The organism is Ensifer sp. Root278 (genome assembly GCF_001429285.1).
In the GTDB taxonomy this organism is placed as follows: domain Bacteria; phylum Pseudomonadota; class Alphaproteobacteria; order Rhizobiales; family Rhizobiaceae; genus Ensifer.
Map to the genome: position 1 here is coordinate 17189 of NZ_LMJJ01000011.1, position 22389 is coordinate 39577.

General features: G+C 62.4%; 17 protein-coding genes. 12 read left to right on the forward strand and 5 right to left on the reverse strand.

What is annotated here, in order from left to right; translation table 11 throughout:
• Nucleotides 1–406 precede the first annotated feature (406 nt).
• Nucleotides 407–3799 (forward strand): AsmA-like C-terminal region-containing protein, encoded by a 3393-nt coding sequence (locus tag ASE60_RS11080; RefSeq protein ID WP_057250202.1) that lies wholly within the window; start codon nt 407–409, stop codon nt 3797–3799.
• A 51-nt stretch (nt 3800–3850) separates the two neighbouring features.
• On the opposite strand, the gene tyrS is transcribed toward ASE60_RS11080, so the two are convergent.
• Nucleotides 3851–5104, reverse strand: coding sequence for a tyrosine--tRNA ligase (tyrS, locus tag ASE60_RS11085; RefSeq protein ID WP_057250204.1), 1254 nt, complete (start codon nt 5102–5104; stop codon nt 3851–3853).
• A gap of 98 nt (nt 5105–5202) precedes the next feature.
• Here tyrS and ASE60_RS11090 point away from each other — a divergent pair, with 98 nt between their 5' ends.
• Nucleotides 5203–6330, forward strand: a complete 1128-nt coding sequence (locus ASE60_RS11090; RefSeq protein WP_057250206.1) for an anhydro-N-acetylmuramic acid kinase — start codon at nt 5203–5205, stop codon at nt 6328–6330.
• Between the two features lie 135 nt (nt 6331–6465).
• Nucleotides 6466–7665: a GGDEF domain-containing protein gene (locus ASE60_RS11095; RefSeq protein WP_057250208.1), complete on the forward strand. Its 1200-nt coding sequence runs from the start codon at nt 6466–6468 to the stop codon at nt 7663–7665.
• An 11-nt stretch (nt 7666–7676) separates the two neighbouring features.
• Here ASE60_RS11095 and ASE60_RS11100 read toward each other — a convergent pair whose 3' ends face one another.
• Both ASE60_RS11100 and ASE60_RS11105 read right to left on the reverse strand, forming a co-directional pair.
• Nucleotides 7677–8579, reverse strand: a complete 903-nt coding sequence (locus ASE60_RS11100; RefSeq protein WP_348272226.1) for an alpha/beta hydrolase — start codon at nt 8577–8579, stop codon at nt 7677–7679.
• Between the two features lie 238 nt (nt 8580–8817).
• Entirely contained in the window at nt 8818–9495 is a 678-nt protein-coding gene (locus tag ASE60_RS11105; protein WP_057250211.1) for an alpha/beta hydrolase, read from the reverse strand.
• A gap of 224 nt (nt 9496–9719) precedes the next feature.
• Here ASE60_RS11105 and ASE60_RS11110 point away from each other — a divergent pair, with 224 nt between their 5' ends.
• From ASE60_RS11110 to ASE60_RS11150, 9 genes are all read left to right on the forward strand, one after another.
• The gene (locus ASE60_RS11110; RefSeq protein ID WP_057250213.1) at nt 9720–10886 is read left to right on the forward strand and encodes a cysteine desulfurase family protein; all 1167 of its coding nucleotides are present in this window, start codon (nt 9720–9722) and stop codon (nt 10884–10886) included.
• 150 nt (nt 10887–11036) lie between these two features.
• On the forward strand, nt 11037–12506 hold the full coding sequence (sufB, locus tag ASE60_RS11115; protein WP_057250215.1) for a Fe-S cluster assembly protein SufB: 1470 nt from the start codon (nt 11037–11039) through the stop codon (nt 12504–12506).
• Nucleotides 12507–12586: 80 nt separating this feature from the next.
• The gene (sufC, locus tag ASE60_RS11120) at nt 12587–13342 is read left to right on the forward strand and encodes a Fe-S cluster assembly ATPase SufC (protein WP_057250217.1); all 756 of its coding nucleotides are present in this window, start codon (nt 12587–12589) and stop codon (nt 13340–13342) included.
• Nucleotides 13343–13364: 22 nt separating this feature from the next.
• Nucleotides 13365–14645 carry a Fe-S cluster assembly protein SufD gene (gene sufD, locus ASE60_RS11125; RefSeq protein WP_057250220.1) on the forward strand — a complete coding sequence of 427 codons (1281 nt, stop codon included), beginning with the start codon at nt 13365–13367 and terminating at the stop codon, nt 14643–14645.
• 128 nt (nt 14646–14773) lie between these two features.
• Nucleotides 14774–16015: a cysteine desulfurase gene (locus ASE60_RS11130; protein WP_057250222.1), complete on the forward strand. Its 1242-nt coding sequence runs from the start codon at nt 14774–14776 to the stop codon at nt 16013–16015.
• A 69-nt stretch (nt 16016–16084) separates the two neighbouring features.
• On the forward strand, nt 16085–16465 hold the full coding sequence (locus tag ASE60_RS11135) for an SUF system Fe-S cluster assembly protein (RefSeq protein ID WP_057250224.1): 381 nt from the start codon (nt 16085–16087) through the stop codon (nt 16463–16465).
• A gap of 97 nt (nt 16466–16562) precedes the next feature.
• Entirely contained in the window at nt 16563–16955 is a 393-nt protein-coding gene (gene sufA, locus ASE60_RS11140) for a Fe-S cluster assembly scaffold SufA (protein ID WP_057250226.1), read from the forward strand.
• 93 nt (nt 16956–17048) lie between these two features.
• Nucleotides 17049–18554 (forward strand): ATP-binding protein, encoded by a 1506-nt coding sequence (locus ASE60_RS11145; protein ID WP_057250228.1) that lies wholly within the window; start codon nt 17049–17051, stop codon nt 18552–18554.
• A 10-nt stretch (nt 18555–18564) separates the two neighbouring features.
• The gene (locus ASE60_RS11150) at nt 18565–18993 is read left to right on the forward strand and encodes a response regulator (RefSeq protein WP_057250231.1); all 429 of its coding nucleotides are present in this window, start codon (nt 18565–18567) and stop codon (nt 18991–18993) included.
• Between the two features lie 167 nt (nt 18994–19160).
• Here the strand turns inward: ASE60_RS11150 and gcvP are convergent, their stop codons facing one another.
• Both gcvP and gcvH read right to left on the reverse strand, forming a co-directional pair.
• On the reverse strand, nt 19161–22025 hold the full coding sequence (gcvP, locus tag ASE60_RS11155) for an aminomethyl-transferring glycine dehydrogenase (protein ID WP_057250233.1): 2865 nt from the start codon (nt 22023–22025) through the stop codon (nt 19161–19163).
• Complete coding sequence (gcvH, locus tag ASE60_RS11160; protein WP_057250234.1) at nt 22025–22387, reverse strand: glycine cleavage system protein GcvH; 363 nt, start codon at nt 22385–22387, stop codon at nt 22025–22027. The genes gcvP and gcvH overlap by 1 nt, the downstream gene beginning before the upstream one ends.
• Nucleotides 22388–22389 lie beyond the last annotated feature (2 nt).

Sequence of the window (22389 nt, forward strand, 5' to 3'; positions counted from 1 at the left end):
ACCTTCCTTCTGCCAAGTTTTGCAGACAATCGGACGCTACTGCATGTCGCCCTTGATCGTTGCCGATCAATGCGAAATCTGCGGCAACTCAAAGTTCTACAGCGACTTTTGCGCGCCTCTAAAGGCACGCGGCGCTGTAGGGCATATCGAAATTCGTCGACTGCCGTCCAGCGCATTTGTGCTAGATTCGACAGGTTTCGGACGGCGTCAGCCGCTACGAAGCGTTGCAGTCGCTCGCCCGCGCGATTCCCGTTGAGGGTGGTGGCTTTCCACAGCATGGTCCAGCGTCTCATGGTGACTCTGCACGACGACATGTGGTCTACAGGAAACGAGAAACAGCCGTCCGCAACGATTGAAAAGAAGGCGCGGCGAAAGAGCTCGTATCGAACGGAGGACGTCCGCGCTGATGAGTGAGATCCGCGGCGAAAAAGTCGGCTTTCGCAAGAAAGACATCGTCGCGCTGCATGCGTTGCCTTCGGCGCAGGCTCACGATCCCATGATCGTGCACGCACCACGCAAGCGCGCCCTGCTGCGTCTCTGTGCCAAGATTGCCCTGTCCATATCCCTGCTCGCCCTCATCATAGGGGCGATCCTCGTGACCGTGATCGAAAGCGGCATGATGGACAGCACGCTGAACGCGCGTGCCCGGACGGCCCTCAATGCTGCGCTCGGAGACGCCTACCGCGCCGACGTCGGCAGCACGGTCGTGCGCGTGACGGCAAGCGGCGCGATTGCGCTCAAGGCCCGCGAGGTGGCGCTCAGCGAAGCGGCATCCGGCCAACCCGTCGCGAAGCTTCGCTCGATCTCGATCGCACTCGACCCATTGGCGCTGATGACCGGCCGCATCGCCGTCTCCAGCCTTGAAGCGGAAGGCGGCGATTTCGATACCGGGCTCCTTCCTCGGGGCGAGCCGCTCGATCTCACCAAGATCCGTATCGCCGATGTCGGCGATGCGCTCGAGGCCCTGTTCTCCCATGTCGACCGCATGTCGCAGATGGCGGCCGGGCGGGGCAGCCAGACCGTAACACTCTCCGACTTCAGTTTTTCCGTCGTCGGCGCCCGCAACCGCGTCGTTCCGGTCGTCGCCTCCGCACTCGAATTCAACCGGGATGCCAGCGGTTCGATGAGCGTCAAGGGCAGCGCCACCGTCGATGGTGTCGAGGTCGATATCACCGCCGACGCGCTTGGCCAGAGAGGGCACGTGACCGGCTTTGATGCGGCGATCACCAATCTGCCTCTCGCGCCGTTCTTCTACCACGGCAAGTCGGGTGCGGAGCAGGCCTTTGGCATCGACGCGACGGCAGGGCTGACGTTGAACGCGACGCGGGCAGTCGGGGAGGCGAAGCCGGATCTGCGCGTGGCAGTGCGCACCTCCAAGGGCACCTTCCATGCCGGCGGCCTCGTCTCGACGCTCAATCCGTCGCAAATGGACATCGCCTATGATTTCGGGCGCTCCGCGGTCGAGATCCTGCCATCGGTCGTCAAGATCGGCCGCTCGACCTTTCCGTTCACCGGCGCGGTCATCGACCTCGACAAACTTGCCGGCGCCACGGACAATGGCTTCGCGATCGATCTCCTCCTGAAGAACGCAAGCTCGGCCCCGGAAGACGTCACCGATCAGCCGCTGACCTTCGATGCCAAGGCAAGCGGCCGGTTCACCGCAGACACCCACCGGTTGATCTTCGATCAGCTCGCCGTGTCGAGCCCGCTTGGCTCGATGTATGGCTCGCTTTCGGTCGCCTTCGGCAAGACCTCGCCGCAGATCAGCTTTGCCGCCGTCAGCGACCGCATGGAGGCGACGGCCGTCAAGCAGTTGTGGCCGTGGTGGATCGCCAAGGGCGCTCGCCGTTGGGCGATCGGCAACCTCTTCGGCGGCATAGTCACCAATGCGCGCATCGAAGTGTCAGTTGCCGAAGGCCGGATTGCCAACAACGAAGGGGAGTTGAAGCTCAACGAACAGGAGCTCAACATCAACTTCGACATCGACGACACCCGCATCAACATAACCGGCGAGATACCGCCGCTGCGCGACACCTCCGGCAAGTTCAAGCTGAGCGGCCAGCGCATGACGGTTGAGATCGGGCAGGGCACCGCCTATTTCCCGTCGGGACGGTCCGTGGCGCTCAACGGCGGCGACTTCATCCTCCCCGATGTCTACACCAAGCCGCTGATGGCGGAGATGAAGATCGAGGTTGGAGGTGCTGCGGATGCGATTGCCGAACTCGTCACCTACAAACCGATCCAGGCACTGCAAAAGACGTCGCTGCTGCCGGAGGACTTCAGCGGTCCTCTCACCGCGCTTGTCGGTGCGCGCTTCGGCCTGATCTCGGACCAGCGCCCGCCCAAGCCGCTGTGGCAGGTGGAGATGCAACTGGACAAGGTCAGCGTCAACAGGGCGTTCTATGGCCGGCCGGTATCCGACCTCGTCGGAACGTTCCGGGTCGACAATCAGCAGGCCGTGCTCGATGCCGACGCGCAACTGGAGGGCGCCAAGGTCAGCATTGCGTTGACGGAACCGGTCGATAGCGATTCGAAGGTCAAGCGCTCGCGTGAGATTTCAGGCACCTTGGACCAGGGTGTCTGGCAGAAGCTGGCGCCGGGCCTGTCGAAGATCGTCTCCGGACCGATCAGTGCCGACGTGACGATTGGCGATCAGGATCGGGTAGAGGCGAAGATCGGGCTCGCAAAGGCCGCTCTGTCCTTGCCGTGGATCGGCTGGAGCAAAGGAGCCGGCATTCCGGCGGAGGCGCGTTTCACGGCGAGCAAGTCTAATGACACCGTCGTCATCTCCGATTTTGCCGTCGCCGGAGACGGTTTCGGTGCACGGGGTGATCTGCAGGTGGACGGTGGCGGACTGGTCTCCGCCCGCCTCGACAACGTCCGACTGGCCCAGGGCGACGACTTCAAGGTTTCGGTCGACCGCGGCAAGGGGGGCTATACGGCCACGCTCAGCGGCGCCGCTGCAGACATCAGGCCGATCCTCGCGCAGATGAAGGCGGGAAGCGACCAGAGCCAGGGCGGCGGCGACGACATCACCATCAAGGCACAGCTCGATCGCGTCACTGGCTTCAACGGCGAATCCCTGTCGAATGTGAACCTGGTCTATGCCGAACGCGGCAGCCAGATCGAGGACGTCAATCTTTCGGCTGTCACCGGCAGCGGTCAGGCACTTGTCGCCCGGATTGCCAAGGCCGGCGCCGATAATACGCTTGAGCTGACCACAGGCGACGCCGGCGCGCTGGCACGCTTTGCCGATATCTACCAGAACATGCGCGGCGGCCTGCTCAATCTCAAACTGCGCGATCGTGGCGGGCGTTCCTGGCGCGGGAGCGTCGACATCCGCAAGTTCCAGCTCGTCGGCGAACAACGCCTGCAATCGATGGTGTCGACGCCAACAGGCGCCGACGGGCGAAGCCTCAACCAGGCCGTCCGCCGCGACATCGACGTGAGCTCGGCCCGCTTCGAGCGCGGTTTCGCCCAGCTCGCGCTCGACCGCGGCGCGATCCGCGTCGATGGCGGCGTGTTGCGCGGCACCGACGTCGGCGCGACCTTCCAGGGGACGGTGCGCGATAACAACGGCATCATGGATATGACCGGCACCTTCATGCCGGCCTATGGCTTGAACCGTATCTTTGGCGAACTGCCGCTGATCGGCGTTCTGCTCGGCAATGGCCGCGACCGCGGCCTGCTCGGCATCACTTTCAAGCTCAACGGTCCCTTCAATCAGCCGAAGTTGACGGTCAATCCCCTGTCGATCATCGCGCCGGGCGTCTTCCGCAGCATCTTCGAGTTCCAATGAAAAAGGCCGGCGTGGTGGCCGGCCTCAGTCATCTATTCGTTGTGGCTCGGCTCAAGCCGGGCGCACGAGGATGTGCTTCTTCTTGCCGAGCGACAGCTTGACGACATTATCGGCGGTGACGTCACCGGTGCCGATCAGACGACGCTCGTCGCTGACCGCCTCGTCGTTGATCCTGACGGCACCGCCTTGCACGTGGCGACGGGCTTCGCCGTTGGAGACGGCGAGGCCGGCGCGCACGATCAGCGTCAAAAGCCCGAGGCCGGCTTCGAGCTCGGCGGTCGGGATTTCGACCGAAGGCAGGTTGTCGGCGAGCGCGCCTTCCTCGAAGGTCTTGCGCGCGGTTTCCGCCGCCTGCTCGGCGGCCGATCGGCCGTGCAGCATGGCGGTGATTTCCGTCGCCAGGATCTTCTTGACCTCGTTGATCTCCGATCCGCCGAGCTTTGACAACCGCTCGATCTCCGCCATCGGCAGCGTCGTATAGAGCTTCAGGAAGCGGGTGACGTCGGCGTCCTCGGTGTTGCGCCAGTACTGCCAGAAGTCATAGGCCGACAGCATATCCGGGTTGAGCCAGATCGCGCCGTTGACCGACTTGCCCATCTTGGCGCCCGACGCCGTCGTCAAAAGCGGCGAGGTCAGCGCGTAAAGCTGCGGCGTGCCCATGCGGTGGCCGAGGTCGATGCCGTTGATGATGTTGCCCCACTGGTCCGATCCGCCCATCTGCAGGCGGCAGCCGGTGCGCTTGTGCAGTTCCACGAAGTCGTAGGCCTGCAGGATCATGTAGTTGAACTCAAGGAACGACAGCGATTGCTCGCGATCGAGCCGCGTCTTGACGCTGTCGAAGGACAGCATGCGGTTGACCGAGAAGTGACGGCCGACGTCGCGCAGGAACTCGAGGTAGTTGATGCCGAGCAGCCAGTCGGCGTTGTTGATCATCAACGCGTCCTTGGGGCCGTCGCCATAGGTGAGATAGTTGGAGAAGACCGTCTTGATGCTGGCGATATTGGCTTCGATCGTCGCCGGCGTCATCAGTTGGCGCGCCTCGTCCTTGAAGGACGGATCGCCCACCATGCCGGTGCCGCCGCCCATCAGCGAGATCGGCTGATGGCCGGTCGCCTGCATCCAGTGCAGCATCATGATCTGAATGAGACCGCCGGCATGCAGGCTCGGTGCGGTCGGGTCGAAGCCGATATAGGCCGTCACGATTTCCTTCCGGAACAGTTCATCCAGGCCAGACTCGTCGGAGATCTGGTGGATGAAACCACGCTCGCTGAGGGTGTGAAGGAAATCGGACTTGAAACCGGACATGATCTGTCTCTCTTGCGGGGAAGTTTTTGAACGAACGGGCGTTTAGCACTGTTTCCGCGCATAATCACTTCAAAAGTGATTCTGGAAATGTTGACGGCATGACACGGACAAGAACGGCAATCGGCCTGATGAGCGGCACGAGCATGGACGGCATCGACGTCGCCATGCTGAGGACCGACGGCGAAGACATCGTCGAGCGCGGCCCCTCCGCCGGCTTTGCCTATGACGCCCGCTTTCGCGACCGGCTGAAGCAGGGACTGGTCGACGCAAAGACGATCACGCAACGGGATCAAAGGCCCGGCGCGCTGTCGCAGCTTGAGCGCGACCTGACGCTGCGGCATGCCGAAGCAGTCAAAGCCTTCCTGCAGCAAAACGACCTGTCGCCGACGGCTATCGACGTGATCGGCTTCCACGGGCAGACCGTGCTGCACCGTCCCGACGAGGCCTTGACGGTGCAGATCGGCGACGGCCCGCTGCTTGCCGGCGAAACCGACATCGACGTCGTCTACGACATGCGCGCCAACGACATGGTGCATGGCGGGCAGGGTGCACCGCTGATCCCCGCCTATCACGCCGCTCTGGCGCGGGGCGCCGCCGGCCTTTCGGCGCCGGTCGTCTTCGTCAATATCGGCGGCATCTCCAACCTGACCTTCATCGGCGCGGGCGAAACGCTCGTTGCCTATGACAGCGGCCCGGGCAATACGCTGATCGATCAATGGGTCGAGGCGCATGCCGGCATTCCCTTTGACCAGGGCGGCATGATCGCCAGCGAGGGCGCCGTTCTTCCCGATCTCGCGGAGCGCTACCTCGCCAATCCCTTTTTCACCGCGAAGCAGCGCCGGTCGCTCGACCGAAACGATTTTGCGCCGCCGACGGGGAGTGACGCCGGTCTTGCCGACGGCGCCCGCACGCTTGCGCATGTGTCCGCGGCAGCAATCCTCAAGTCGGCCGGACACCTGCCGCAGCGGCCATCGACCTACATCATCTGCGGCGGCGGCCGCCTCAATCCGGTGATCATGCGCGACCTCGCGGCGCTCGCCAAGGAAGAGGGTGCAGCGGTGCTGCCGGCGGAGGACGCCGGCTTTAACGGCGATTCCATGGAGGCCGAGGCCTGGGCCTATCTCGCCGTAAGATCGCTGCAGGGCTTGCCGCTGACCTATCCGGGAACGACCGGGGTCCGGCGGCCTGTCACGGGCGGAAAACAAGCCGCCAGACCTGCTCGCTGATAGGCCCGAAACGGTATATGCTATCCACCGAATGGATTAATCAATTTTTCGCATCGGCCAATTAGGATCGGCCTCCGCGACCACCGGAGGTGGCGAAAGGCGGCTAGCCGCAGGACGAAGGTTTCGGGTTCTTCGATGGGTGGTGCGATCTCTCTGCTGGCTGTGAACTTTATCATTGCGCAGATTTTCACGGTCGCATTCCTCACCATTGCCGTAAAGAGCCGACAGCGCCGCGCGGCGCTGTGGTGCGCGGCCGGTTTTACCGTCGCGTCGCTTGCTGCCGTTTGCGAAGCGATCGTTCCCTTCTCGTCGACACCGCGGCTCTTTGCCATCGGCGCCTTCGCCTGCGTGCTCGGCGGCTTCTGTCTCCTGCGGTTTGGCCTCGGCCTCTTCTATCAGGTTCCGGTGCGTTGGCCGGTGCTTGCCGCGTGTTTCGTCGTGGGCGTTGCGCTCGACATGGAGATCTACGATTTGCCGCGCGGCACCTGGCAGCACGCCATCCCTTACCAGATGCCTTTCTTCCTGATCCAGGTGTGGACCGCGTCCGTGGTGCTGCGCTCGGGGCGACGCTCGTTCTCCGACTGGCTGCTTTTCGGTCTTCTGGCGCTCTGCTCGCTCTATTATCTCGTGAAAATCTATGCCGCCGTTGCGGCCGGCTCGGGCGTCACCGCCCAGGACTACGTCTCGAGCCCATTCGCGCTCATTTCCCAGGCACTCGGCGCGATGCTGATCGTCGGGGCAGGGCTTGCCATGCTCGGCGTGATGGTGAAGGACATCGTTGACGATGTGCAGGCCCGTTCGGAAATCGACCTGCTTTCGGGGCTCTACAATCGCCGTGGCTTCATGGATCGCGTCATGCCGCTCTTGCATGCGCGTGCGACCCAGACGCCGGGCACGCTTGTCCTCGCCGACCTCGATCGCTTCAAGTTGGTCAACGACACCTATGGCCACCTCGCCGGCGACGAGGTGATCCGTCGTTTTGCGCGGGTGCTGATGGACGTCATGCCAAACCGTGCTGTGGCAGGCCGCCTTGGCGGTGAGGAATTCGCGGTGTTTCTGCCCTGCACGGACTTGTCAGAAGCGCGCGTCGTCGCGCACGGCATGCGCGCTGCCATCATGTCCCAGCAAATCGCCGGCCTGCCGGAAGCAGCGCGCGTGACGGCGAGCTTCGGCGTCACAGCCGTCGGCAGCGGCGAGGCCTTGGATCCCGTCATGCAGCGCGCCGACATGGCGCTCTACTCGGCCAAGGCAAACGGGCGCAATCGGGTCGAATGCACGGAGACGCCGACCACGGTCGTCAATCCGACCGTGCCGCAGTGGGTCGGTCGCCCCTAGGGGCCGCGGGCTCAAGCATAGATTGGACGGGCGTCCGCAAGCGCGCCGGATGTCTTGCCGATACCCTTCGCCTGCAGAAAGCGAAGAATGTCCAGAGTGAACTGGTCAGGATCCTGCAAGAGGGAGAAGTGACTGACTTCCGGTTGGATCAGCAAACCGGAGTTCGGAATGTTGTCGGCGATGAACAGTGTATCCGTTCGCTTGATGACTTCCTCGTGATCGCCATCCACGACCCAGACGGGAACCCGGATTCCCTGGAGATCGCGGTCCGTCATGTTTGGCTGTGAGGTCCACATCTTCAGCATCTGATCATAGAAGGCAGCGTATCCGCCGGGAGTGCGGGACAACCGCTCGTACTCGACGCGGGCCCGGGCCTCGTATGCGTTGAACATGGCGCTATTGGTTAGATCGAAGGTTCCGGACGGGTTGCTGTTTGCCCCGAAGGCGAATACGCCGCTGACCCGCTCGGGATGCAGCATCGCCAGCTTGAGGCCGGTAATGGCACCGTCGCTCCAGCCGACAATGGCACTTCTGGGTATGTTCAGCTGTTCCATCACCCCGACGACGTCGGAAACCATGAGGTCGTAACCGACAAGGTTGTCCCAGGTGCTGCGGCCGTGGCCGCGGCTGTCGAGAACGATGACTTGGTAGAACTTGGCGAGTTCAGGAACCTGGCGCCCCCAATAGTCGGAATTGGCCAGGCCTCCATGCAACATGATGATGGGCTCGCCTGTGCCGTAGACCGAGTACCAGATTTCCGCACCCGATACCGGTACGAACCCGTTCTGCGTGGCCGCTGGAAGCGCCGGAGTGTCCGGAAGGGTCTGCCATTTCGGTTCGCCAAATGAAACGCCCAACATTCCCGTCATCGCGATCCCCCAAAAAAGCGCCTGGCGTGACGCGCACGCCAGCACGGACAAACGGATCAACTCCAAATAACCCTGCCGTCCTTTAAACAGCTCAGACTTGCACCATACGCCGTTTGCGCGGCTCTGAAATCACCCCACCGGGTGAAGGACGACCGGACTTCGGAGTTAAATGAGGGTAACAGCGACGCGGCGCAGCGCTCAAACGTACGCAAAGCTCGCCGCAAACGAAAAGAGCCGTGCGGTCCGAAGAACGCACGGCTCTACTGCTCAATCTACCAAACGGTCAGCGAATGCGCTTGGCGGCCGGCTCCGGCGTCAGTTCGCCGTTCAGGCGACGGTCGAGATAGTCCTCGCATTCGCCCATCAGTCCGTCGACCTGACCATTGAAGAAGTGGTTGGCGCCGGGCACCGTGCGGTGGGTGATGAGAATGCCCTTCTGCGCCTTCAGCTTCTCGACGAGACCGTTCACGTCCTTCTCCGGCGCGACCTTGTCGGAATCTCCGTTGATGATCAGGCCGGAGGACGGGCAGGGCGCCAGGAACGAAAAGTCGTAGATGTTCGGCTGCGGTGCCACGGCCATGAAGCCTTCGATCTCCGGACGGCGCATCAGGAGCTGCATGCCGATCCAGGCGCCGAAGGAATAGCCGGCAACCCAGCAGCTCTTGGAATCCGGATGCAGGCTCTGCACCCAATCGAGCGCGGACGCCGCATCCGACAATTCGCCGGCGCCGTGGTCGAACTCACCCTGGCTGCGACCGATGCCACGGAAATTGAAACGGAGCGTGGTGAAGCCGCGCTTCTGGAACATATAGAAGAGCTGGTAGACAATCTGATTGTTCATCGTGCCGCCGAACTGCGGATGCGGGTGCAGGATGATGGCGATCGGGGCGCTCTTCTGCTTCGAAGGCTGATAACGGCCTTCGAGGCGGCCGGCGGGTCCGTTGAAAATGATTTCGGGCATTGGCTCTCCGGGAGTGTTCCTGGTTCGAATCTTGGGTTCAGATCGCGATCAGTCTTGACGAAAGCAGTCAGCTTTTCTAAAACCTAGTTTAGAACCGTTCAAAACTTCTGTGCGGGCATTCCGCCTTGTGCTTCGTCTCTTAAGGCAAGCGACGCGGAAAATTCAAGGAAAATGCATCGCCAGAGGTTGCCGGCTTGCGGCCTGTTGGTCTAGCGAAGGAAATCATGTCGGGTTCGCGCATCTACATGGACTGGAATGCCACGGCGCCGCTTCTGAGCGAAGCGCGCGAGGCCTGCCTGTTCGCGCTCGACCTCGTCGGCAACCCTTCTTCCGTCCACGGCGAGGGCCGTGCGCTGCGCACGCTCATCGAAAATGCCCGCCGTGATGTGGCCGCCCTTTGCGGTGCGAAAGCTGCCAGCGTCATCTTTACCAGCGGGGCGACGGAAGCGGCCAATCTGGTGCTGACGCCAGATTTCCGCATGGGCCGCACACCGCTCAAGATCAGCCGGCTATACGCGTCGGCGATCGAACACCCTGCGATACGCGAAGGCGGACGCTTTGCGCGCGAAGCCGTTTGCGAAATCCCGGTGACCTCGGCGGGTGTCGTCGATCTTCAGGTGCTTCGCGAGCTGCTCGCAGCGCATGACCGTGAACTTGGCTTGCCGATGGTCGCCGTCATGCTGGTCAACAACGAGACCGGCATCATTCAGCCAATTGCCGAGATTGCCGAAATCGTTCGCGCCAAAGGTGGTATACTTGTCGTCGACGCGGTGCAGGCCGCGGGCCGGCTGCCGCTGGCGATCGAAGAGCTGAACGCCGATTTTCTCATTCTCTCCTCGCACAAGATCGGTGGCCCGAAAGGCGCAGGCGCGCTGGTGGCGCGCGGCGAGGTGTTGATGCCCGCACCGCTGATCCGCGGCGGCGGGCAGGAGAAGGGGCATCGTTCCGGGACTGAAAATCCTGTGGCGATTGCCGGCTTTGCCGCCGCCGCCAGAAAGGTCGGCGAAGGCGTTGGCCAGCGGATGAGCGCCGTTGGAGCGTTGCGCGACAAGCTCGAAGGCGAGATGCTGAAAGCGGCAGCGGATGTGGTCATACACGGCCGCGACGTTTCGCGCGTTGGCAACACGACATTCTTCACGCTCCCTGGCCTGAAAGCCGAGACGGGACAGATCGCCTTCGATCTCGAAGGCGTCGCGCTTTCGGCCGGATCGGCCTGTTCGTCCGGCAAGGTGGGACAGAGTCACGTGCTGACGGCGATGGGCTACGATCCGCGTCAGGGTGCGCTGCGGATCTCGATCGGTGAGGGAACGACCGCAGCTGACATCGAGCGTTGCGCCGCCGCCTTCGCGAAGGTAGCAGCACGACGCCGTGCGCCGGGGCAGGCCGCCTGACGCGGGCGATGGGACGAAATTGCGGAAAAGCAATTTTCCGCTTGGCAAACAGGGTGAAAAGCGCCTTTTAGCCATTACATAAGCGGTGCGCTCAGTCGCATCGTGTTGACAAGCTACCGGACCTTGGATCCGGAAAGATTGGAGAACGACATGCCTGCCGTGCAGGAGACCATTGATCAGGTCCGTCAGATCGACGTCGACCAGTACAAATACGGCTTCGAAACGACCATTGAAGTCGAGAAGGCCCCGAAGGGCCTGTCGGAAGACATCATCCGCTTCATTTCGGCCAAGAAGAACGAGCCGGAATGGATGCTCGAGTGGCGCCTTGGCGCCTATCGCCGCTGGTTGACGCTCGACGAGCCGACCTGGGCCCGCGTCAGCTATCCGAAGATCGACTTCAACGACATCTACTACTATGCAGCGCCGAAGGGCCTCACCGGTCCGACGTCGCTCGACGAGGTCGACCCCGAAATCCTCAAGGTCTACGAAAAGCTCGGCATTCCGCTGAAGGAACAGGAAATCCTCGCCGGCGTGCAGAAGTCGAGGATCGCCGTCGATGCCGTGTTCGACAGCGTCTCGGTCGTCACCACCTTCAAGGAAGAGCTGAAGAAGGCCGGCGTGATCTTCATGTCGATCTCCGAGGCGATCCGCGAACATCCCGAGCTGGTGCAGAAGTATCTCGGCTCCGTCGTTCCGACGACCGACAACTACTATGCGACGCTGAACTCCGCGGTCTTCACCGACGGTTCCTTCGTCTACGTGCCGAAGGGCGTTCGTTGCCCGATGGAGCTTTCCACCTATTTCCGCATCAACGAGAAGAACACCGGCCAGTTCGAGCGTACGCTGATCATCGCCGAGGAGGGCGCCTACGTGTCCTATCTCGAAGGCTGCACGGCGCCGCAGCGCGACGAGAACCAGCTTCACGCTGCCGTCGTCGAGCTCGTCGCCCTCGATGAGGCAGAGATCAAGTACTCGACGGTGCAGAACTGGTATCCGGGCGACAAGGAAGGCAAGGGCGGCATCTACAACTTCGTCACCAAGCGTGGCGATTGCCGTGGCAAGAACTCCAAGATCTCCTGGACGCAGGTAGAAACCGGTTCGGCGATCACCTGGAAGTATCCATCCTGCATCCTGCGCGGCGACGGTTCGCGCGGCGAGTTCTATTCGATCGCGGTCTCGAACGGCCACCAGCAGATCGACTCGGGCACCAAGATGATCCACCTCGGCAAGAACACGTCGAGCCGCATCGTCTCCAAGGGCATCGCTGCCGGCGTTTCGGAAAACACCTATCGCGGCCAGGTCTCGGCCCACCGCAAGGCCGAGAACGCCCGCAACTTCACCCAGTGCGATTCGCTTTTGATCGGCGACAAGTGCGGCGCGCACACCGTGCCCTATATCGAGGCGAAGAACTCGACGGCGCAGTTCGAGCATGAAGCCACGACGTCCAAGATCTCCGAGGACCAGCTGTTCTACTGCCTGCAGCGCGGCATCCCGACCGAAGCGGCGATCGCGCTGATCGTCAACGGCTTCGTCAAGGAAGTCATCCAGGAACTGCCGATGGAATTCGCCGTCGAAGCGCAGAAGCTGATTGGCATCTCGCTGGAAGGCTCCGTCGGCTAAGGCGCTGAACTGAATATTGAATGGCGCGCACGTCGTGTTTGCGCGCGAACAAACGTTCGTTTCCCAAGAGGACGATAGAAATGCTTGAAATCAAGAACCTGCATGCCCGCATCGCCGAAGATGGCACCGAAATCATCCGTGGCCTGAACCTCACGGTGAAGGCAGGCGAAGTTGCTGCCATCATGGGCCCGAACGGCTCCGGCAAGTCGACGCTCTCCTACATCCTCTCGGGCCGTGAAGACTACGAAGTCACCGAAGGCGACATCCTCTACAACGGCGAGAGCATCCTGGAGCTCGACGCTTCCGAGCGTGCGGCCAAGGGCATCTTCCTCGCCTTCCAGTATCCGGTCGAAATCCCCGGCGTCGCCACGATGCAGTTCCTGAAGGTGGCAATGAACGAGCAGCGCAAGTATCGCGGCGAAGACGAACTGACGACGCCGGAATTCATGCGCCGCGTCAAGGAAGCTGCAGCCGAGCTGAAGATCGCTCCGGAAATGCTGCGTCGCCCGCTGAACGTCGGCTTCTCCGGCGGTGAGAAGAAGCGCGCCGAAATCCTGCAGATGTCGCTGCTCCAGCCGAAGCTGTGCGTGCTCGACGAGACAGACTCGGGCCTCGACATCGACGCGCTGAAGATCGTTGCAGACGGCGTCAACGCGCTGCGCTCGCCGGACCGCGCCGTCGTCGTCATCACCCACTACCAGCGCCTGCTCGATTATATCGTTCCGGACACGGTGCACGTCCTCTACAAGGGCCAAGTGATCAAGTCGGGCGACAAGATGCTGGCGCACGAACTCGAAGCCAACGGCTACGCCGACATCATCGATGCCGCGGCTTGACGCCTGTTGAAGGAGTGTTCGAATGAATATGCAACAGGCAATCAAGATGACGGCCGCCGAGACGGCGCTCGTCGATGCCTATACCGCGCAGATCGGCGATTTGCCGGGTGATGGTTCGGTTCTCTCGGTCCGCGACACGCTGGTGCACGAACTGAAGACGGCTGGCCTGCCGACCCGCCGCGTCGAATCCTGGCACTATACCGACCTGCGCACCCTGCTGCGCGCAGTGCCGGCCGCCGACCCGACGGCCTTTGCCGATCGCGTCGATGCGCTGGTTCCGGGCTCGACAGTACTTTCCGTCCGCAACGGCCAGGCTGAGGTCAAGGCCAGCCTGCCTGATGGCGTGACCGTCCGTTCCTATGTCGACAGCCTGCTCGACGGTTCGGCGGCCGCCGGCCTCGCCGTGCTCGGCTTTGACGACGCGATCGGCCGCATCAATGGCGGTCTTGTCCGCGGCGGTCTCGAAATCGACGTGGCTGCTGAAACTGCTCTGGAAGATCCGCTGGAAATCCAGCTGGTGCAGAGCCTCGGCCAGGCGCATACGCGCTTCCCGGTCGCCTTCGGCGCCAACACCAAGGCAACCGTGATCGAGCGGCATCTTTCGACCGATGCCGGCGAGAGCTTCGTCTCGTCTGTCAGCGACGTGACGCTTGCGGAAGGTTCCGAGATCATCTGGATCATCCTGCAGCAGCAGGGCATTTCCGATACCCATCTCGGCCAGCTCCGCTTCGACCTCGGCAAGAACGCCAAGCTGCATCTCTTCGTGATCAATGCCGGCGGCAAGCTGGTGCGCCAGGAGATCCACGGCAAGACGAGCGGCGAGGGCGCGGATTTCAAGCTGCGCGGCATCAACCTGCTCGGTGGTGAAAGCCACACGGACGTGACCTTCACGCTCGGCCACAACGTGCCGCACACGACCTCGACGGAGGTCATCCGCAACGTCGTGTTCGACCGCGCCAAGGGCGTCTTCCAGGGCAAGATCCTGGTCGCCAAGGACGCCCAGAAGACCGACGCGAAGATGGCGTGCAACACGCTGCTCTTGTCCGACGATGCCGACCTGTCGGCGAAACCGGAACTGGAGATCTTCGCGGACGACGTGCAGTGCGGTCACGGTGCGACAGTTACCGACATCGACCACACCCAGCTCTTCTACCTGATGGCGCGCGGCGTCCCGGAGAACAAGGCGCGGGGAATGCTCGTCAACGCCTTCGTCGCTGAGATCGTCGAAGAACTGGAAGAGCACGAAGCGCTGGTCGAGGCACTCGAAGACGTCATCTCGACCTGGCTCGAAAAGCACGCCTAAGGCTATTGCGTAATTCCTTATTTCGGAAGCGATTTAGGGATAGAATTATGCAGCAGTTCAACATGTTACAGCGACCTTAGCGCGAGTTGAATGACGCGCGGCGCTGTAGCGAAATTGGATTGAAAGACATGGAACACTCCGTACCGGTGCCTGCCTACGACGTCGAAGCGATCCGCAAGGATTTCCCGATCCTGTCGCGAACCGTTTATGGCAAGCCGCTTGTCTATCTCGACAACGGCGCATCGGCGCAGAAACCACAGGTCGTGATCGACGCGGTGGCCCATGCCTATTCCAACGAATATGCCAACGTCCATCGCGGCCTGCATTTCCTGTCGAATGCCGCGACGGAAGCCTATGAGGCGGCGCGCGATAAGGTGCGCCGCTTCCTGAACGCCCCTTCGCCCGACAACATCATCTTCACCAAATCCTCGACCGAAGCGATCAACACGGTCGCCTATGGCTACGGCATGCCGAAGCTCGGCGAGGGTGACGAGATCGTGCTGTCGATCATGGAGCACCACTCCAACATCGTTCCCTGGCACTTCATCCGTGAGCGTCAGGGCGCCAAGCTTGTCTGGGCGCCGGTGGACGAGAACGGCGCGTTCCACGTCGAAGACTTCGTCAAATGCCTGACGGACCGCACCAAGCTCATCGCCATCACCCATATGTCGAATGCGCTGGGTACGGTGGTTCCGGTCAAGGAGATCTGCCGCATCGCTCGCGAACGCGGCATCCCGGTTCTGGTCGACGGCAGCCAGGGTGCCGTGCACATGCCGGTCGACGTCCAGGACATCGATTGCGACTGGTACGTGATGACCGGCCACAAGCTTTACGGCCCCTCCGGGGTCGGCGTGCTCTACGGCAAGATGGACCGACTGAAGGAGATGCGGCCGTTCCTCGGCGGCGGCGAGATGATCGAGGTGGTGACCGAAGATTACGTCACCTACAACGATCCGCCGCACCGCTTCGAGGCGGGCACGCCGCCGATCGTACAGGCGATCGGGCTTGGCTACGCGCTCGACTACATGGAAAAGCTCGGCCGCGCAGCGATCCAGGCGCATGAGGCAGACCTGACGGCCTATGCGCGCGAGCGTCTTTCGGCGGTCAATTCGCTTCGGATTTTCGGCGACGCGCCCGATAAGGGCAGCATTTTTGCCTTCGAGATCGCCGGCATCCATTCCCACGACGTCTCGATGGTCATCGATCGCGCCGGGGTCGCTGTTCGCGCCGGCACGCATTGCGCTCAGCCGCTCTTGAAACGCTTCGGTGTTACCTCCACATGCCGTGCATCTTTCGGCCTCTATAATACCAGGGCCGAAGTGGACGCGCTGGCGGACGCGCTGGAGCATGCACGCAAGTTTTTCGCCTAAGAAATTGGTAAAAGGTTCAAAGAGTTCTCGTAGTCTTTTGAACCAAAAGAGAAAGTCCAGGAGGCCGATATGAGCCTTGATGCAACGGAAGAAAAGGTCGATGTCCGCGAGGGCATCGTGCATTCGGCGATCCCGACCGAGGAACTGGCGCGCCTCAGCGACGATATCATCGCCGCACTGAAGACCGTCTACGATCCGGAAATCCCGGCCGACATCTTTGAGCTTGGCCTCATCTACAAGATCGACATCGAAGACGACCGGATGGTCAAGATCGACATGACGCTGACTGCACCGGGCTGCCCGGTTGCCGGCGAAATGCCGGGGTGGGTCGAGAATGCCGTCGGCGCCGTCGAGGGCGTATCGGGCGTCGAAGTCTCGATGACCTTCGATCCGCCATGGACACCGGACCGCATGTCCGAGGAGGCGCAGGTCGCTGTCGGCTGGTATTGAGCCGGCGCCGCATATTGATCCGTTAAGGCACGGATACTACATTTGATTCTGTAAGGCGCCGGGCCTTTACCCCGGTGACGACAAGGAGAATGAGCCCATGGGCTTTGCCGTAATGAGCCTGACCGATTCTGCCGCCGACCGCGTCCGTTCGATCGTCGAAGGCGCCGGTGCCGATGCCAAGGGCATTCGCGTCGGCATCAAGAAGGGTGGCTGCGCCGGCATGGAGTATGCCGTCGACCTGGTGACCGAGCCCAACCCCAAGGACGACCTGATCGAACATCAGGGCGCCAGGGTCTGGGTGGCGCCCGAAGCCGTGCTCTACCTGCTTGGCACGCAGATGGATTTCGAAGTCACGACGCTGCGCTCCGGATTTACCTTCAACAATCCGAACCAGACGTCCGCCTGTGGCTGTGGCGAATCGGTCGAACTGAAGCCCGCCGACCTCGCGGCTCTGGCCGCACAGGGCGATGCGGTGGTGCGCGCCAACTAAATTTCCTCCATTCTTTCAAACGGATAGGTTGGCCCGGTTTTCGCCGGGCCATTTTTCTGCTGAGATGCTTGAACATGGAACGGGGGATTGGGCATGGCGGCGTTCAATGAGGATCTCGTCTTCAAGGCGCTCTACGAGACGTTTCCCGATCCGGTGATCATCATCGACGCCGAGCGCGTCATCCGCTCCGCAAACAATGCCGCCCTGCGCCAGTTCGGCTATCCCGCCGAAGAATTCATCGATCGCTCGGTGCGGCTGATCTACGCCAACGACGCGGAATACGAGAAGCGCCTGCGGAACCGCGCGGCACGCGTGGACGAAACCGCGGCCCGGACGTCGAACTATCTCTATGTCAGGCGCGACGGATCGACATTTTCCGGCCACCTTCGCACGACGCCGCTGCTCGACGATCAGGGCGCGGAACTGGCGCTCATCGGCATCATCCGCGACGTTTCCGATCTCACGGAGGCTGTGAGCGAGCGGCAGAAGGCTTCCGATATGCTCAAGGCAGCGCTGGAAGCGATGCCAGAGGGCTTTGCCATTTTCGACCGGCAAGAGCGGCTGGTCGTTTATAACAGGGCGTATCAGGCAATTTGCGGGCCGGCCGGCGCGGCGCTGAAGCCCGGCATCACGGCCGAGGAGATCCTGCTTCTGGCGCGACAGGGCGGTCATTATCCCGATGCCTTGCCGGGCACCCGCGAGGGCGACGAATGGATCGCTTCGCGCCTGCGCGATTTCCGTCACCCCGATGGTCGCCCCAGGATATACCGCTATGCCGACGATCGTTGGCTGCGCGTGGAGAATATCAAGGCGAAGGACGGTAACACCGTCGTCGCGCGCGTGGACGTCACCGATCTCAAGCGCGCCGAGCTCGCGCTTGAGCGCCAGCGGCAGGAACTCGAGCACAAGAACGAGGCCCTCGATCAATTCACCGCGACGGTCTCCCATGACCTCAAAGCGCCGCTCAGACACATCTCCATGTTCTCCGAAATGATCGAGGACGATCTGGCGGCAGGAAGCCAGGCTGAACTCGCCGAGAATGCGCGTCATCTGCGCGACAGCGTGAAACGCATGAACCGGGTGATCGACAGCCTGCTCGACTATGCGCAGATCGCGCACCGGATCACCCATTGGACGGAGGTGCGGCTCACAGACATTGTTGCCGAGACGCTGACCATACTTGCCAGCGACGTACAGGACGCGCAGGCAACCTTCGAGGTTGGCGACCTGCCGGAAGTGGAAGGGGACCCGGAGCTTCTGCGCCGCCTGGTCCAGAACCTGATCGGCAATGCGATCAAGTATCGGCATGCCGACCGCCAACCGGTGATCCGCATTCACGGCGGCGTCGCCGATCAGATTGTTGAGCTGGTGGTTGAAGACAATGGCATCGGCATCGACCCGCGCTTTTCGACGCGGATCTTCGAAGTGTTCCAGCGGCTGCACAAGGACGAGACCGTCTATGGCGGCACGGGAATCGGTCTGGCACTTGCCAAGCGCATAGCCGAAAGCCACGACGGCTCGATCCGCCTTGACACCACCTTCCGCGAAGGCGCACGTTTCATCGTGCTTCTTCCGAGGCGGCTACGGAAGGCAAACTAGGGCGGAACAGGTGGTCTCGACGCCAAAGCGACTGCTCTTGGTGGAGGACGACGCGCACGACGCGCGCTTCGTCATGCGTGCCTTCGCACAGGTCGACGAGACCATCGATCTGGTGCTGGCGGCGGATGCGGACGACGCGATCGCCCAGCTTGCCCGCACCCATTTCGACTTTGTGCTCCTGGATATCAAAATGCCCGGCAGCGACGGTATCGAGCTTCTGCGGCGCATCCGCAGGGGGCAGGCGACCGTCCTGATCCCGGTCATCGTGCTGACGTCATCCAGCAATCCGACCGACGTGCTCCATTGCTACCGCGCCGGCGCCAATGCCTATGTCGCCAAACCTGCTTCGGTCGCCGGCTACAGGCACTTTGCCGAGGCCTTCGTCCGCTTCTGGATTGAAAACACCATCCTGCCTCCCGGAATGACCACGCGTCGGTAAGTGCGCGCCTCCAAAAAACGCGGGCGGACGAACGCGTCACGTCCTGGTGTCGATCCTTGTAGATTTCGGGAATCAATCTGGATGAGGGCAGGCGCTGCGCGGTGCCACGGGCGCCAGAAGGCGCTGAGGAAACCGGCGGAGCGAGCGCCCCGCCGGCTTTATTGACGTTACTCTGCCGCTTCCGCGTAGCTTTCCAGCGGCGGGCAGGTGCAGACGAGATTGCGGTCGCCAAAGACGTTGTCGACACGGTTGACCGGCGACCAGTACTTGTCGACCCGGAAGGCGCCCGGCGGGTAGCAGGCCTGTTCGCGCGAGTAGGGACGATCCCATTCGCCGACCAGGTCTTCGACCGTGTGCGGGGCGTTCTTCAGCGGGTTGTTGACCTTGTCCATTCGGCCTTCCTCGATGGCGCGGGCTTCCTCGCGGATTGCCAGCATCGCATCGCAGAAGCGGTCGATCTCGGCCTTGGTTTCCGATTCCGTCGGCTCGATCATCAGCGTGCCGGCAACCGGCCAGCTCATGGTCGGCGCATGGAAACCGCAGTCGATCAGCCGCTTGGCCACATCGTCAACGGTGACGCCGGCGCTTTCGACCAGCGGACGGGTGTCGATGATGCACTCATGCGCCACGCGGCCCTTCGACGACTTGTAGAGCACTTCGTAGGCACCCTTCAGGCGGGCAGCGATGTAGTTGGCGTTGAGGATCGCCACCTTCGTCGCCTGGGTCAGGCCTTCGCCGCCCATCATCAGGCAGTAGCTCCAGGAGATCGGCAGGATCGAAGCCGAGCCGAAGGGAGCCGCCGAGACCGCACCCTCATGGCCGTCCGTTTCCGGATGGCCCGGCAGATAGGGTGCCAGATGCGCCTTGACGCCGATCGGGCCCATGCCGGGACCGCCGCCACCGTGCGGAATGCAGAAGGTCTTGTGCAGGTTCAGGTGGCTGACGTCGGAGCCGATGTCGCCGGGGCGGGCAAGGCCGACCATGGCGTTCATGTTGGCACCGTCCAAGTAGACCTGGCCGCCGTGCTTGTGCACGATCTCGCAGACCTCACGCACGTTCTCCTCGAACACGCCGTGGGTCGACGGATAGGTGATCATGCAGCACGAGAGGTTTTCCGCGTACTGCTCGGCTTTCGCACGGAAATCATCCATGTCAATGTCGCCGTTTTCGCTGACCTTGATGACGACCACCTTCATGCCGGCCATCTGCGCGGAGGCCGGGTTAGTGCCGTGCGCCGAGGTCGGGATCAGGCAGACGTCGCGATGCTCGTTGCCGTTGGCGATGTGATAGGCGCGGATCGTCAACAGACCGGCATATTCCCCTTGCGCACCCGAGTTCGGCTGCATCGAGATCGCGTCGTAGCCGGTGACGGCACAGAGCTTTTCCGACAGGTCCTCGATCATGTGCTGGTAGCCAGCCGCCTGATCCTTCGGCACGAAGGGATGGATCTCGGAGAATTCCGGCCAGGTGATCGGCAGCATCTCCGCGGTCGCATTCAGCTTCATCGTGCAGGAGCCGAGCGGGATCATCGCCCGGTCGAGCGCGAGGTCGCGGTCCGACAGACGGCGGATGTAGCGCGTCATCTCGCTTTCTGCGCGGTTCATGTGGAAGATCGGGTGCATCAGATACTCGCTTGTGCGCAGCAGCGGCTGCGGCAGGCGGTAACCCGGCTCGAACTGTTCAACCTTGAAGTCGCCGCCGAAGGCGCGCCAGACGGCTTCCAGCGTGACGGGGCGCGAGCGCTCGTCAAGGCTGATGCCGATCTTGGTCTCGCCGATCTTGCGCAGGTTCACTTCCTCGGCGACCGCGGTCTTGAGGATGATGCCCTGCAGCTTGCCGACTTCGACCGTGATCGTGTCGAAGAACACGTCTGGCTCGACGGTATAGCCGAGCTTTTCAAGGCCCATGGCGAGACGCACGGTCTTCTGGTGAACGCTCTGGGCGATCGCCTTGATGCCCTTCGGTCCGTGGAACACCGCGTACATCGAGGCCATGACGGCGAGCAGCACCTGGGCGGTGCAGATGTTCGACGTCGCTTTCTCGCGGCGGATGTGCTGTTCGCGGGTCTGCAGAGACAGGCGATAGGCGCGGTTGCCGCGCGCATCGACCGATACGCCGACGAGGCGGCCGGGCATGGAGCGCTTGTGCGCGTCCTTGACCGCCATATAGGCCGCATGCGGACCACCGTAGCCGACCGGCACGCCGAAGCGCTGGGTACAGCCGATAGCGATATCGGCGCCCATCTCTCCGGGCGACTTCAACAGCGCCAGCGCCAGCGGATCGGCGGCGACGGTGGCGATCGCGCCGGTCTGGTGCAGACGGGCGATCAGGCCGGTGAAATCGTTCACGTGGCCATAGGTGCCCGGATACTGGAAGATCGCGCCGAAGACGTCGACCGGATCGAGATCGGTGAAGGGATTGCCGATGACGATCTGCCAGCCGAGCGGCTCGGCGCGGGTCTTCAGGAGAGCGATCGTCTGAGGGTGGCAGTTCTCGTCGACGAAGAAGGTCTTGGCCTTCGACTTCGAGACGCGCTCGGCCATCGCCATGGCTTCGGCGGCAGCCGTGGCCTCGTCAAGCAGAGAGGCGTTGGCAACGTCGAGGCCGGTCAGGTCGCAGACCATGGTCTGGTAGTTGAGCAGCGCCTCGAGGCGGCCCTGGCTGATTTCCGGCTGGTAGGGCGTGTAGGCCGTGTACCAGGCCGGGTTTTCCAGGATGTTGCGCTGGATCACCGGCGGCGTGATCGTGCCATAATAGCCCTGGCCGATCAGCGACACGAGCTTCTGGTTGCGGTTGGCCGTTTCGCGCATCTTGTCGAGCGCCTCGCGCTCGGTCATCGGCGCGGCCCAGGCGAGCGGCGTCTTCTGGCGGATCGACGGTGGCACGGTATCGTCGATGAGCGCGTCGAGTGACGGGTAACCGACGACCTTCAGCATCTCGTCCATTTCGGCCGGCGACGGGCCGATATGACGCCGGTTGGCGAAGTCATACGGCTTGTAGTCGGTAAAGGTGAAATCCTTGGGCATGCTCATCAGGCGACGAGCTCCTTGTAGGCCGCTTCTTCGAGAAGGGCGTCGGCTTCGCTGGGATTGGCAAGCTTCAGCTTGAAGAACCAGGCAGCACCCTGCGGGTCGCTGTTGACGAGCGACGGGTCGTCGACGATCGCCTGGTTCACTTCGACGATTTCGCCGTCAAGCGGACAATAGACGTCGGAGGCTGCCTTGACGGATTCGACGGTGGCGGCGGTATCGCCCTTGGCGAAGGTCGAGCCGGTTTCCGGCAGCTCAACGAAGACGAGGTCGCCAAGCTGGCCGGCGGCGTGCTCGGTGATGCCGACGGTTGCGACACCAGCTTCGATCTTCAGCCACTCGTGTTCCTCAGTGAACTTCAACATGT

What these genes read in the sequence shown, in the direction of transcription:
- ASE60_RS11080 (WP_057250202.1), top strand. Translation starts at nt 407, where the DNA reads ATGAGTGAGATCCGCGGCGAAAAAGTCGGCTTTCGCAAGAAAGACATC.
- tyrS (WP_057250204.1), bottom strand. Translation starts at nt 5,104, where the DNA reads ATGTCCGGTTTCAAGTCCGATTTCCTTCACACCCTCAGCGAGCGTGGT.
- ASE60_RS11090 (WP_057250206.1), top strand. Translation starts at nt 5,203, where the DNA reads ATGACACGGACAAGAACGGCAATCGGCCTGATGAGCGGCACGAGCATG.
- ASE60_RS11095 (WP_057250208.1), top strand. Translation starts at nt 6,466, where the DNA reads ATGGGTGGTGCGATCTCTCTGCTGGCTGTGAACTTTATCATTGCGCAG.
- ASE60_RS11105 (WP_057250211.1), bottom strand. Translation starts at nt 9,495, where the DNA reads ATGCCCGAAATCATTTTCAACGGACCCGCCGGCCGCCTCGAAGGCCGT.
- ASE60_RS11110 (WP_057250213.1), top strand. Translation starts at nt 9,720, where the DNA reads ATGTCGGGTTCGCGCATCTACATGGACTGGAATGCCACGGCGCCGCTT.
- sufB (WP_057250215.1), top strand. Translation starts at nt 11,037, where the DNA reads ATGCCTGCCGTGCAGGAGACCATTGATCAGGTCCGTCAGATCGACGTC.
- sufC (WP_057250217.1), top strand. Translation starts at nt 12,587, where the DNA reads ATGCTTGAAATCAAGAACCTGCATGCCCGCATCGCCGAAGATGGCACC.
- sufD (WP_057250220.1), top strand. Translation starts at nt 13,365, where the DNA reads ATGAATATGCAACAGGCAATCAAGATGACGGCCGCCGAGACGGCGCTC.
- ASE60_RS11130 (WP_057250222.1), top strand. Translation starts at nt 14,774, where the DNA reads ATGGAACACTCCGTACCGGTGCCTGCCTACGACGTCGAAGCGATCCGC.
- ASE60_RS11135 (WP_057250224.1), top strand. Translation starts at nt 16,085, where the DNA reads ATGAGCCTTGATGCAACGGAAGAAAAGGTCGATGTCCGCGAGGGCATC.
- sufA (WP_057250226.1), top strand. Translation starts at nt 16,563, where the DNA reads ATGGGCTTTGCCGTAATGAGCCTGACCGATTCTGCCGCCGACCGCGTC.
- ASE60_RS11145 (WP_057250228.1), top strand. Translation starts at nt 17,049, where the DNA reads ATGGCGGCGTTCAATGAGGATCTCGTCTTCAAGGCGCTCTACGAGACG.
- gcvP (WP_057250233.1), bottom strand. Translation starts at nt 22,025, where the DNA reads ATGAGCATGCCCAAGGATTTCACCTTTACCGACTACAAGCCGTATGAC.
- gcvH (WP_057250234.1), bottom strand. Translation starts at nt 22,387, where the DNA reads ATGTTGAAGTTCACTGAGGAACACGAGTGGCTGAAGATCGAAGCTGGT.